A 291-nucleotide genomic window follows, 5' to 3' on the forward strand; every position below is an offset into this window, starting at 1 on the left:
CGCCGCCAACGTCGACCTAAAGGCATTCACCGAAGACTTTTATCGCAAGGTTTGCGTCAGTCACCTGCGCAACGTCCTGGACACCCTGGCCTACCTGCGGCACCAGACGAATGTGTGGTTGGAGATCACCACCCTGCTGATTCCCGGACGTAACGACAGCGACGCGGAAGTCGCTGCCGAATGCAGATGGATCCGCGAAAACCTGGGCGTCGACGTGCCGGTGCATTTCACCGCGTTCCATCCCGACTACAAGATGATGGACACCCCGGCTACACCAACCGCCACATTGAC

General features: G+C 59.1%; 1 pseudogene. It reads left to right on the top strand.

From position 1 onward, the window contains the following. A pseudogene (locus BST12_RS29725) lies at positions 1-291 on the top strand (AmmeMemoRadiSam system radical SAM enzyme); the annotation flags it as partial.

It is taken from the genome of Mycobacterium angelicum (genome assembly GCF_002086155.1).
Lineage (GTDB): Bacteria > Actinomycetota > Actinomycetes > Mycobacteriales > Mycobacteriaceae > Mycobacterium > Mycobacterium angelicum.